This window comes from Sinomonas terricola (assembly GCF_034931225.1).
GTDB classification, from domain to species: Bacteria; Actinomycetota; Actinomycetes; order Actinomycetales; family Micrococcaceae; genus Sinomonas; species Sinomonas terricola.
Genome location: NZ_JAYGGQ010000014.1, coordinates 127,342 through 139,015 on the forward strand (window position 1 = coordinate 127,342; position 11,674 = coordinate 139,015).

The 11,674-nt window shown below is 69.0% G+C and carries 12 protein-coding genes; 8 read left to right on the forward strand and 4 right to left on the reverse strand.

What is annotated here, in order from left to right:
* Positions 1-31: 31 nt before the first annotated feature.
* Genes SPF06_RS17175 through tmk form a run of 3 tightly spaced genes read right to left on the reverse strand, consistent with a single transcriptional unit; the run spans position 32 to position 3,463 of the window.
* The gene (locus SPF06_RS17175) at positions 32-1,630 is read right to left on the reverse strand and encodes an alpha/beta hydrolase (protein ID WP_323280352.1); all 1,599 of its coding nucleotides are present in this window, start codon (positions 1,628-1,630) and stop codon (positions 32-34) included.
* A 13-nt stretch (positions 1,631-1,643) separates the two neighbouring features.
* Positions 1,644-2,786 carry a DNA polymerase III subunit delta' gene (locus SPF06_RS17180; RefSeq protein ID WP_323280353.1) on the reverse strand — a complete coding sequence of 381 codons (1,143 nt, stop codon included), beginning with the start codon at positions 2,784-2,786 and terminating at the stop codon, positions 1,644-1,646.
* Positions 2,783-3,463, reverse strand: a complete 681-nt coding sequence (gene tmk / locus SPF06_RS17185) for a dTMP kinase (protein ID WP_323280381.1) — start codon at positions 3,461-3,463, stop codon at positions 2,783-2,785. The genes SPF06_RS17180 and tmk overlap by 4 nt, the downstream gene beginning before the upstream one ends.
* Positions 3,464-3,610: 147 nt before the next feature.
* Between tmk and SPF06_RS17190 the strand changes: the two genes are divergently transcribed.
* The 8 genes from SPF06_RS17190 to SPF06_RS17225 all read left to right on the forward strand — a co-directional run bounded on the left by SPF06_RS17190 (position 3,611) and on the right by SPF06_RS17225 (position 10,963).
* Positions 3,611-4,774 (forward strand): trans-sulfuration enzyme family protein, encoded by a 1,164-nt coding sequence (locus SPF06_RS17190; RefSeq protein ID WP_323280354.1) that lies wholly within the window; start codon positions 3,611-3,613, stop codon positions 4,772-4,774.
* Positions 4,775-4,818: 44 nt separating this feature from the next.
* Positions 4,819-5,127, forward strand: a complete 309-nt coding sequence (locus SPF06_RS17195; RefSeq protein WP_323280355.1) for a DUF2516 family protein — start codon at positions 4,819-4,821, stop codon at positions 5,125-5,127.
* Between the two features lie 10 nt (positions 5,128-5,137).
* On the forward strand, positions 5,138-5,962 hold the full coding sequence (locus SPF06_RS17200; protein WP_428985787.1) for a class I SAM-dependent methyltransferase: 825 nt from the start codon (positions 5,138-5,140) through the stop codon (positions 5,960-5,962).
* Between the two features lie 191 nt (positions 5,963-6,153).
* Entirely contained in the window at positions 6,154-6,948 is a 795-nt protein-coding gene (locus SPF06_RS17205) for a hypothetical protein (protein WP_323280357.1), read from the forward strand.
* Positions 6,949-7,133: 185 nt separating this feature from the next.
* Complete coding sequence (locus tag SPF06_RS17210; RefSeq protein ID WP_323280358.1) at positions 7,134-7,427, forward strand: lactococcin 972 family bacteriocin; 294 nt, start codon at positions 7,134-7,136, stop codon at positions 7,425-7,427.
* An 82-nt stretch (positions 7,428-7,509) separates the two neighbouring features.
* On the forward strand, positions 7,510-9,522 hold the full coding sequence (locus tag SPF06_RS17215) for a hypothetical protein (RefSeq protein WP_323280359.1): 2,013 nt from the start codon (positions 7,510-7,512) through the stop codon (positions 9,520-9,522).
* 10 nt (positions 9,523-9,532) lie between these two features.
* Positions 9,533-10,180, forward strand: coding sequence for an ABC transporter ATP-binding protein (locus SPF06_RS17220; protein WP_323280360.1), 648 nt, complete (start codon positions 9,533-9,535; stop codon positions 10,178-10,180).
* A 9-nt stretch (positions 10,181-10,189) separates the two neighbouring features.
* Positions 10,190-10,963 (forward strand): phosphoglyceromutase, encoded by a 774-nt coding sequence (locus SPF06_RS17225; RefSeq protein ID WP_323280361.1) that lies wholly within the window; start codon positions 10,190-10,192, stop codon positions 10,961-10,963.
* Here SPF06_RS17225 and phoU read toward each other — a convergent pair.
* Entirely contained in the window at positions 10,926-11,585 is a 660-nt protein-coding gene (gene phoU / locus SPF06_RS17230; protein WP_323280362.1) for a phosphate signaling complex protein PhoU, read from the reverse strand. The genes SPF06_RS17225 and phoU overlap by 38 nt on opposite strands.
* Positions 11,586-11,674: the final 89 nt, after the last annotated feature.

Below are 11,674 nucleotides of genomic sequence, written 5' to 3' on the forward strand. Positions count from 1 at the left end.
GCTCGGCCGCCAGGCAGAGGTCCCGCCGGAATCAGCAGCGTTTGCCGTCCTGCGGGAGCTTCCCGTCGACGAGGTAGCCGTCGACGGCGTCGTCGATGCACGTCGACCCCCGCCCGTAGGCGGTGTGCCCCTCGGCGTTCCACGTGAGCAGGGACGCGTTGCCGAGCTGCGAGCGCAGGGCCTGCGCCCACGGATACGGGGTCGCGGGATCTCCCGTGGTCCCGACGACGAGGATCGGGCTGCTGCCCGTGTAGTGCGCGGGCACGGTGCTGCCGGTCGGCTTGTAGGGCCAGTCGCGGCAGTTGACGCCGCCGTACGCGAAGAATCCGCCCAAGGCCGGGGCGGCCTGCTTGAGCTCGTCCGCCTCGGCGCGCATGCTCGCGGGGTCCGACGCCATGGTGTAGTCGAGGCAGTTGTACGCGACGAAGGCGAACGTCCCGTTCGAGGAGTAGGTGCCGTCTTGCGCGCGGTCTGCCGAGATGTCGGAGATGCGCATCATGGAGGAGCCGTCGCCGCGGAGCGCGGCGGCCAACGCCTGGGTGAGCGCGGGCCAGCTCTCGTCGGTGTACAGCGCATACACGACGCCGTTGATGAAGTCGGTGACGGGCAGGAGGCGCCCGTCGTTGCTGTGCAGGGGCTGGTTCTGGATGGACTGGAAGAGCGCCTGGACCTGGCCGATCGCGTCGTCCTCGCTCCCCTTGAAGGGGCAGCCGGACTTCGCAAGGCACGAGCGGAGGTAGGCGTGCAGTTCGTTCTCGAAGCCCTTCGCCTGCCCGAGGGTGAGCTCGCGGTTGTCGAGGCTTGGGTCGAGCGCGCCGTCGAGCACGAACCGGCCCACGCGGTCCGGGAAGAGCCCGGCGTAGGTCGAGCCGAGGAGGGTCCCGTAGGAGAAGCCCGCGTAGTCGAGCTTCGACTGCCCCGCTGCGACCGCGCGGAGGATGTCCATGTCCTTGACGGAGCTGACCGTGTCCGTGTGCGCGAGGACCGGCCCCGTGTTTGCCTTGCACGCGTCGATGAGCCTGTCCTGCATCGTGAACGCCTCGGCCAGGCCCGTGTCCGTCGATTCGTCGGGGCTCTCCTGGCGGAGGGCGTCCTGCTGCGCCGCGTCGAGGCACGTGACGGGAGCCGAGCGCTTGACGCCGCGCGGGTCCCACCCGATGAGGCTGTACATGCCGCGGAGCTTGTCCGAGAACATCGACGTTCCCGCGTCGCGGACGAGGTCGTACCCCGAGACCCCGGGTCCGCCGGGGTTCACGAGAAGGCTCGCCTTCGCGTTCGAGCCCTTGAGCCGGATCACCGCGAGCTTGATGGTGTCCCCGTCGGGCTTCGCGTAGTCGAGGGGAACCATGACCTGCGTGCACTCGAAGCCGGCCCGGCCGCTTCCGGTCTCGCACGAGGACCACTGGACCTGCTGCTGGTAGAACCGCGCGAGCTCGGCCGGCGCGCCGGCGGTCGCGGAGGCGTCCGTGCTCGGTCCCGGCTTCGACGGCGGGGCGAGGAGCGGGAGGCATCCCGTGAGGGTGAGTGTGATGGCCGCGAGGCAGGCGACGAGGACGACGGCGAGTGTCCGCGCGCGGGCGTTGCCAGCGGCGGGCAGGGCGCGGCCCTGGCTCGGGGCGGGCGTCGTCACGTGGTTCTTCTCCTCAGATCAGGCTGACGGCCATGGCTTCGACCGCGAGGAGCGGGGCCACGTTGGATGTCGTGATGCGTTGTCTCGTCGTATTGATCGCGTCCATGCGCGCGAGGGTTACGTCTGCCGTCGAGGACGCCGCGAATTCGGCGATCTCGTCGGAGAGTTCGGCGTTGACCGGCTCGACGCCGCCGCCGAGCTGGACCATGAGCACATCGCGGTAGAACGAGAGCAGGTCGGTGAGCGTGCGGTCGAGCGAGTCGGTCACGGACCGCTTGGCGCGCCGCTTCTGGTCCTCCTCGAGCTGCCGCACCTGGGCGCGCAGGGTCGGGGGGAGCTTCTCGTCGGCGCCGACGCCGAGCGTCTCGAGGAGGCGCGCACGCTCGTGGGCGTCGCGTTCCTCGTTCGAGCTCGAGGCTTCGTCCGTCGCGATCTTCACGAGCCGCTCCGCGAGGTTCACGGCCTGCGAGACGGTCGAGAGCGTGAGCGGGAGCCGCACTGTCGCGGCTCGGCGCTCGCGCGCCGCGGCGTCGTGCACGAGCCGCCGCGCGATGCCGATGTGGCTCTGGGCCGAACGGGCCGCCTCGAGCGCGAGGGCCGGGTCGGCGCCGTCCCGCTCGACGAGCAGCGCGGCGACGTCCGCGACGGGCGGCAGGCGCAGGCCCACGGGCCGGCACCGGGAGCGGATCGTGACGAGCACGTCTGCGGGGGATGGAGCGCACAGCATCCAGATGGTCCGCGGCGTCGGCTCCTCGATGGCCTTGAGGAGCACGTTCGTGGTGCGTTCGGCCATGCGGTCCGCGTCCTCGACTACGATGATCCGCCACCGCCCCGTGGACGGCCGGTCGCCCGACTTCGCGACGAGTTCGCGGGCCTCGTCGATCGTGATGGTGACCTTCTCGGTCCGCACGAATGTCACGTCGCCATGCGACTCCGCGAGCACGGCGCGGCACCCCGCGCACTCGCCGCAGCCACGCGCCGTGACGTCGTCGACCTCGCAATTGAGCGCCGCCGCGAACGCCTTGGCCGCCGTCGAACGCCCGGATCCCGGCGGCCCCGTGAAGAGCCACGCGTGCGTCAGCCCCTCGCCCGCGGCTGCCCGCCGCAGCTGCCCCACGATCGGCGCCTGACCCACGAGCTGGTCCCACACGGTCATGGGCGCGCTTCCCGGGGGCTCGGCTCGGACCGGACGACGGCGGCCCTCGCCGCGAGCGCGTCCCGCACCGCGGCGAGGATCTCGCGCGCGAGGCCCTCGGCATCGCGACCCGCGTCGAGCACGAGGTACGCGCCCGGCTGGGCGGCGGCGAGCTCGAGGAACGCGGTCCGCACGTCGCGGTGGAACGCGTCGGGCTCGGATTCGAGCCGGTCCTCGGCTGCGTCGCCGGCCGTGCGCCGCGTGCGGCCCTCGGCCTCGTCGACGTCGAGCAGCACAGTGAGGTCGGGCCACAGCCCGCCGGTCGCCCACGCATTGAGCTCGCGGACGGCCTCGGCGCCGAGCCCGCGGCCCACGCCCTGGTACACGATCGACGAGCCGATGTAGCGGTCGGTCAGCACGATCTCGCCGCGCTCGAGCGCGGGCAGGATCGACTGGGCGACGTGCGCGGCTCGGGCGGCCGCGAAGATGAGGGCCTCGGTCCGCGGATCCACCTCGCCGTGGCCGTGGTCGAGCACGAGGGAGCGCAGCTTCTCGCCGATCGGCGTCCCGCCCGGCTCGCGTGTCAGCAGCACGCCGTGCCCCGCGTCGCGGAGCGCCTCCGCGAGGAGCCGCGCCTGCGTCGACTTCCCGGCGCCGTCGCCGCCCTCGAACGCGACGAAGAGGCCGGGGAGGGGCAGAACGGGCGGGCGCAGCGCGGGCGTGGTGGGAGGGATCGGGGAGTCCGAGGGCACCCACCCAGCCTACCGATTGCGCGCTCAGAGTGCTCGCCGGGGGGCCCGATGTGGAGGAGAAGTGGGCGGAGAACCAGGCTTACGCTAGGAGGCATGACGGACGTCTACCCCCACCTCGACACCGAAGCCCTTGCGGCCCTTTCCCCCGAGACGCTTGCGGTGGCCGCGGGCCGTCCCGAGCGCGGCCACGACACCCCGGTCAACCCGAGCGTCGTCTTCTCGTCGACTTTTGTGGGGCTCGGCTCGGTCGGCGAGGGCGCGCGGGGCTATGCGCGGTTCTCGAACCCCACGTGGGAGCCGTTCGAGGAGGCCGTCGCGCGGCTCGAAGGCACGGATGTCCCCGCGCTCCTCTTCTCGTCGGGCATGGGCGCGATCGCTGCGGCGCTGGGCCTCGTCCCGGTGGGCGGCGTGCTCGTGGCGCCCGCGCACTCGTATTCGGGCACGCTCGGCCTCGCGCAGAGCAAGGGCGAGCGCGGCGAGCTCGAGCTGCGCTCCGTGGACATCGCTGACACCGAGGCTGTTGTCGCCGCGCTCGACGGCGCGGACCTCCTGTGGATCGAGAGCCCCACGAACCCCATGATGGAGGTCGCCGACGTCCCCGCGCTCGCCGCTGCCGCCCACGCGGTCGGGGCGCTTGTCGTCGTCGACAACACGTTCAGCACGCCTCTCGGGCAGCGGCCGCTCTCAGTGGGTGCCGACGTCGTCGTCCATTCGGCCACGAAGTACCTCGCGGGGCACTCCGATGTGCTCCTCGGACTCGCCGTCACCGCCGACGACGTCCTGCGGGCGCGCCTCCTCGCGCACCGCACGCTGCACGGCGCGATCGCCGGCCCCATGGAGGCGTGGCTCGGCCTTCGCGGGCTTCGCACGCTCGCGCTGCGCGTCGAGCGTTCGCAGGCGACGGCGGGCGAGCTCGCGCGCCGGCTGGAGGGCCATCCGGCCGTGCGCCGCACGCGCTACCCCGGGCTCGTCTCGGATCCGGGGCACGAGCGCGCGGCGGCCCAGTTCGACGGCTTCGGGTCGATCATCAGCATCGAGCTCGACGACGCCGCGGCGGCGGACGCGCTCGTTGCGTCCCTCGCGCTGTGGCTCCCCGCGACGTCGCTCGGCGGCGTCGAGTCCACGATCGAGCGGCGCCGGCGCCACACGGCTGAGCCCCTCACCGTGCCCGAGGGCCTCGTGCGGCTCAGCGTGGGGATCGAGAACGTCGATGATCTCTGGGCTGACCTCGCCCAGGGCCTCGACGCGCTGGACTGACCCCTGTTTCCCTCGGCCCGCCGCGCAGTCGGTAGGCTGGAGGGGTGAGTGGCCACGTTCTCATCTTCTACACCGACTTCGGGATCTCCTTCCTCGTCTCGGTCCTGTGCGCTGCGCTCACGCTTTGGGCCCTCGTCGACTGCGCGGTGCGGAAGCCGCGCGCGTTCGAGGCCGGCTCCAAGCGCACGAAGGGCTTCTGGCTCGGGATCACGGCCGCGGCCGCATTCGTGGGCGTCATCTCGGTGCTTCCCGTGCCGAATCCGTTCTTCGGGATGAGCCTCTTCAACATCGCCGCCGTCACGGCCGCGGGCGTGTACCTCGCCGACGTGCGTCCCGCAGTGTCGTCTCGCTGACGCGCCGCCCGTGGTGCAGAAGGCGGCCCCTATCCGGGCCACCCGTGGCGGGCCCGTGGGCAACGTCACCCGGGGTACGACGAACCCCAATCGCATGCGGCGGGTCGACCGCTGGATCACTGGCGCGCAGGCGCGCCGGCTGAGGTCGTTCCCGGCGGCCCCGCTCGCCGTCGACCTCGGCTACGGCGCATCGCCCGCCACGGCGGTCGAACTCTTCGACCGCCTCCGTGCCGTGCGCCCGGACTTCCGCCTCACGGGGGTCGAGATCGAGCCGACGCGCGTCGCCGCCGCGAAGCCGCTCGAGCGGGACGGGCTCGACTTCCGGCTCGGCGGCTTCGAACTTCCCGTGGGCGAGCCGCCTGCGCTCGTGCGGGCCTTCAACGTCCTCCGGCAGTACGAGGAGGACGACGTCGGCGCCATCTGGGATCTCGTCGCCTCGCGCCTCGCGCCGGGCGGCCTATTCGTCGAGGGCACGTGTGATGAGATCGGGCGGCGCGCCACGTGGGCGACGCTCGACGCCGACGGCCCCCGCACGCTCTCCCTCGCCGTCCGCTTCGGGTCCTTCGAGCGGCCGTCCGACGTTGCCGAGCGGCTCCCGAAAGCGCTCATCCACCGCAACGTCCCCGGCGAGCCCGTGCACGACTTCCTGCGAGCGCTCGACGGCGCGTGGCTCGCCGCCGCGTCCCTCGCCCCCTTCGGCAACCGCCAGCGCTGGATCGCGATGGCACGTGCCGTCGGGGACGCCGGGTGGCCCCTCGTCGACGGCCCGTCGCGCTGGAGGCTCGGCGAGCTCACGATCGCGTGGCACGCCGTCGCGCCGTCGCCGCGCCACTGAGGCCTGCGTTCCCCGCCACGGATCTTCCTTCGGGCCTTGTTCCGGCCACCTCCGCCTCCGGACGTATTTTCTCGGAGCACCCCACTGAGAGGTCTCGTCGGGGCGGCAGCTCCGTGGAGGGCGGCCGTGGTGGACTGTCTGCACCAATTGTCGGGGCGCCTCGTGAGGCGCCAGTTCGTGGGGGTGCTCGGATGGAACACGGCGATCATGACGTCGTCTCTCATGACGTGAATCTCGAAGGGATCGTCACGCGGCTCAACCGGGTCCGTGCCCGAACCCGCGCGCGGCTCGCCAACTCAGAGCTCACCCGCGCGTTCCTCGACACGGCGCTCGCGCTCGCCGACGAGGCCTTCAGGTCGCGGTCCGTGTTCGTATCGGAGGACGTGAGCCCCGCCCTGGGCTATCTCTCGCGCGCTCGGATCGTGGCGCGGACGCTCGGCGACTATCCCGGGCTCGTGCCGACGGAGGCCAAGTTCAGGGACCGTTGGGCGGGGCAGCAGGACTTCCTGGCCGACTTCGTCTCCTATGCCCTGAGCGTGCGGCAGATCCGGTTCGAAAGGGCCCTTGCCGAGTGCTCGCGGGAGCTGCGCGACTCCGGCGAGGACTTCTCGCGGGCTCTGCACCGCTTCGCGTATGAGGCGACCACCGTCATGCTGGACGTGCCCGCGCATCGCCTCCAGCTGTTCGCGATCGCCGCCGCCTCGGCGGATCCCAGCGCGTCGGCGTCGATCGCCCGGCTCTACGCGTCGCTCTCCGACATCTGGTTCCGCGAGTGCGTCGGGCTCGCCGAATGGTTCGGGGTGGAGCTGCGCGCGGGGCTGAGCCTCGAGGAGTTCTCGATCATCGTCCAGTCGGCCATGGAGGGCATGGGGCTCCGCATGATCGCGGGCCTCGACGAGCCGCTCGTCGACCACGAGCGGAAGACCTCGCTCATCGGAACGCTCATGCTTGCGCTCGTCGTCGCCCCGCCCGATGCCGAAAGATAGCGCGCCGCCGCGTCAGACCCACCACGGAGGCCCTCATCGCCTCAGGCAATTCAGTGTTGACCGCGCCTCATCTGCAAGGAAGAGTCGGACCACCATGACACGTGCGGTCGTGGCATCCATCAGGGGGACTGGATCCTTTGCACGGTCGGACTCGTCTCCCTTCGCATCAAGGGAAGTGGGACGACATGAATGCAAAGAAGGTGATGGCCGGCCTTGCCTTGACCGGCCTCCTGACGACGACGGGCGCGGCGGCCGCGAATGCTTGGACGCAGTATCCCAACGAGGGCGGTACGTGGAACTACGGCTACCACTGGGGGATCTACTCGGACTATCTCGTGGATCGGTGCCACCGGTCATCCGTCAAGAATGACTGGGGTTACAACTCCAGCATCCGGGTGGCGCCTGGCGAGTGGTCGAACGCGTCGCTAAAGGCCACGTACTGGACGAACAACAGGTGGTACTACGACATCTGCGGGTAGTCGGCCGAACGACCGTCGTTTGCCTTGGCGCGTGGTTTGGCGCGCCAAGGCAGGTCAGCATTCGATTTGGGGGCGGACGTCCGTGCTTAAAGCTCTTGTCAGGATCACCTCTTTCGGGATCGCCATCTTCCTATCGACACTTTCCGGGATCGTGATCACGACCGAAGAGGGCGCGTTTCCGTGGAAAACTGAATTCATCGCGAGCCTTGACTTCACGCACAGCCAGGTATCGAAAGATCAGGCCATCGCGGAGTTCGGCTCTCTCGCCGACCGGACGGGTCTGCGGATCGCCAAGGTCGTGCCTGATCCCAATGATTTCTTCAACTCTCGCTCGCTCTATGTCTTCGGAAGCGCCGGCCCCTCTGAACCGCAGGACATCGATTGGTTCAAGCCGGGAATGCGCGGCCAGCTTCACCCAGCGCGCGATCTCGGTGCGGCCGCCCTCAACGGCCCCCACGTCTACTCGGGGAGTCCGGAAGCGATTGCCGAATTTATCGCGTGGGTTGACGCCCATGGGATCGACCGAAATGTCATGCCCAAAAAGACAAGCGACATACTCGCTCAAGCGCTCCTTGAGACGGGCGCGTGGCTGACCTTCCTCACGTGTGTGATTCTCGCCGGGACGATGGTTGTCGCGTGGTACGTATTGCGGGCAAAGGCTCGGGCGCTCAAGGTCCTGAACGGGACTCGAACGGCGAGGATCGTTGCCGAGGACTTGGTCTCGCTCGTGTCCTCGTTTGCGGGGCCCGCGATCGCCGCAGTTTTGGTCTCGATTGTCTCCGTCGCCATCCAAGGCAAGGCCACTCATCTCGCTGACTTCCTCGCTGTGCTCGGACTCTTTCTCGCGGCCGCCGTCGGAGGGATGATGCTGTGCGCGCTCGTGATCGGCTCTATGACGTGGCCGAGCGTTGACGGGATCGCCTCGCGGCAACCTCCCGAGCGGCATTTCCGCGCCTCGAGCGAGGTGTTGAAGGCGGCTACCCTCGTGCTCGTCGCCGTCATGCTCCCCGTACTGGGAGCCTCCATCGCCGAGGCCACGAATCTCTCGAACCAGAACGCGAAATGGCAGGTGCTCAAGGACAACGTGTCACTGCGGTTTGGCCTTGGCGGCATGACGCCGGACGAGTTCGGTCGTACGTACGACAAGCCTCTCCGGGACATGGTCGCCGCTGCGTCGGAAGCGGGAAATTTGAGCTTCTCCTATGCCCTTGCGCCTCGGAGTGGAACCGATCCCGAACGGAGGAATCGCGCTGAGGTCGGGGGGTTCGATTGCATCGTTCTCGTCAACTCGGATTATCTCCGAAGAATTTCACCGCTCGTGGGTTCGGATGCTACGGGTGCCAATGCACTTGGCTCAGCCGGAGAGCGGGTGGACTTCGAGAGCCTTCCCGAAGAAGTGCGCATGGCGTGGGGGGAACAGTTCAGCTTGTGGAACCGTGCAGGGATAAACCTCAATGGTGCCGCCGAGAGTCTCACATACTACCGCTATGTCGGTCGAGAGCCTTTCCCTGCCCTGCCACCGGGCCCTGGCGAAATGGCTCATTTCCGAAATCCGCTCATCGTCGTCGCGGACAATCCGGCGGACGCGTTTACGGATGACAACATTGAGGCATTCCTCTCGTCAGGGAACCTCACCTTCACGGACGCCGGGTGGGTCGGGGACTATCTCCAGTCGTCGCCGCTCATCGCCGTCGTTCTTTCCGTCGACCGGATCTCTGATGCCGCGCTGTACAACAGTCAGCTCCAGAACCAATCCGCCGGGCTCAAGACCCTCTCGTTCGCCCTCGTTCTGCTCGCGCTCACGATGAGCATCGCGGTCTCGGCAATGGTCTACGCCATCTCTCGGTCAAAGCGTCTCTTCGCCCAACGCACAGCCGGATGGCCGTGGCTGCAGTCGCTTGCGCGCCGGATCGCGTGGGAAGCGGCCCTCTCGGCGGCGCTAGCCATCGCGATGTTCTTCGCGCTCGGCGGAGGGAAAAGACCAGAGGTCTTGTGGACCTTGGCCGGGATACCGCTGTATCTCGCCATGTCGATAGCCCTGCATCTCGTCTTCGCCAGGGGCGTCTTCGTGAAAGTACTGGCTCGCAGAGCCTGAAAGGGAACCCATGGAAATCACCGCAGAGAACGTGACCGTCACGATCGACCGTCACGACGTCGTGGCTCGGCAGAGCGTGTCCGCCAAGTCCGGACAGACGCTCGCCCTCGTCGGCCCGAGCGGATCCGGCAAGACCACTCTGCTCAACGTGCTCGGCCTCTTGCGCCGCGTCGACGACGGCAGAGTCCTCGTCGGCGGCGAGGACGCCACTCGCTGGAACGACCGCCGTCGTCGCGGGTTCTGGCAGCGTCACGCGGCGTTCGTCTTCCAGGACTACGGGCTCATCGACGAAGAATCGGTCGCCTACAACGTGGCGCTGTCGAAGCTGCCCCTCTTCGGCCTCCGGGCCGGCCACAAGGCGGCCGTCGAGGAAGTCCTCGAACGGGTCGGGCTGGGCGGTCGGTCCGCCGACAAGGTTTCGACTTTGAGCGGGGGCGAGAAGCAGCGGGTCGGCCTGGCCCGCGCCATGTTCCGTTCGGCCGACGTCATCTTCGCCGACGAGCCCACCGCTTCGCTCGATCTCGAGAACCGGAATCTCGTCACGAACTTCCTCTTGGGGGAGGCGTCCCGGGGAGCCACCGTCGTCGTCGCGACTCATGACGAAAGCCTCATGGCGGCCTGTGACGTTCGGATGAGTCTCGACAACCCCGCCAGATAGCATGTCTCCATGACCTACACGCTCATCCTGCTGCGCCACGGGCACAGCGACTGGAACGCCAAGAACCTCTTCACGGGCTGGGTTGATGTTGACCTCAACGACCAGGGCCGCGAAGAGGCTCGGCGCGGTGGCGAGCTTCTCGCCGCGAAGGGCCTGCTCCCCGACATCCTCTACACGTCCCGCCTCAAGCGCGCCATCAACACGGCGAACATCGCGCTCGCGGAGGCTGACCGCGGCTGGATTGACGTGAAGCGCTCGTGGCGCCTCAACGAGCGCCACTACGGTGCGCTCCAGGGCAAGGACAAGGCCCAGACGCTGGCCGAGTTCGGCGAAGAGCAGTTCATGGAGTGGCGCCGGTCCTACGACACCCCGCCGCCCCCGCTCGCCGACGACTCGGAGTTCTCCCAGGTCGGCGACCCGCGCTACGCGGACCTCGGCGACGACGTCCCGCGCACCGAGTGCCTCAAGGACGTCCTCATCCGGCTGCTTCCGTACTGGGAGTCGGACATCAAGGAGGACCTCAAGGCCGGCAAGACCGTGCTCGTCACGGCGCACGGCAACTCCCTCCGCGCCCTCGTGAAGCACCTCGACGGGATCAGCGACGACGACATCGCGGGCCTCAACATCCCGACCGGCATCCCGCTTGTCTACGAGCTCGACGAGGACTTCCAGCCGACCAACCCGGGCGGCACGTACCTCGACCCCGAGGCCGCCGCGGCGTCGTTCTTGCTATCTGGGAGCGACGTCAGTTGGACGTCATGTCCCCATCCCACTCGCCCGTGACGAGGTAGGAGACCTTGCGGCTCACGGAGACGCCGTGGTCGGCGAAGCGCTCGAAGTAGCGGCTCGCGAGGGCGGCGTCGACGGCGAGGGCCGGCGAGCCCGTCCAGGACGCGTCGGCGATCGCGCGGAAGACGCCCGCGTGCAGGTCGTCGATCTCGGCGTTGGCACCCTGGATCTTCGCGACGAGAGCGAGGTCGTGGGACTCGAGGAGCGTGGTGAGGTCCGTGATGATCTGCTGGTCGAGCTCGGCCATGCGGGCGAAGGTGCGCTCGAGCTGCACGGGGATCGCGCTCTCGGGGTAGCGAAGCCGCGCGAGCTGCGCGATGTGGCGCGCGAGGTCGCCCATGCGCTCGAGGGACGCGCTCATGCGCAGCGAGCCCACGATGGTCCGCAGGTCGCTAGCGACCGGGCCCTGGAGGGCCAGGATGTCGATGGCGCGCTCGTCGAGCGCGGTCTGCCGGAAGTCGATCCGCGCGTCCTCCGCGATGACCTCCTGGGCGAGGTCGACGTCCGCGCTCTTGAAGGACTCGACGGCCTTCTCGAGCGCGGCCGCCACGAGCCGTGCGATCTCGACGAGGTCGTCGTGGACCGACTTGAGTTCTTCTTGGAATACCTTGCGCACGGCGGTGTCCTTTCCTCGGTGCTCCGTGTCGATTCGCACGGGAGCAGGAAGCCGTCCCGTTCGGCGCCGTCAGGGCGCTCCGACTCGTC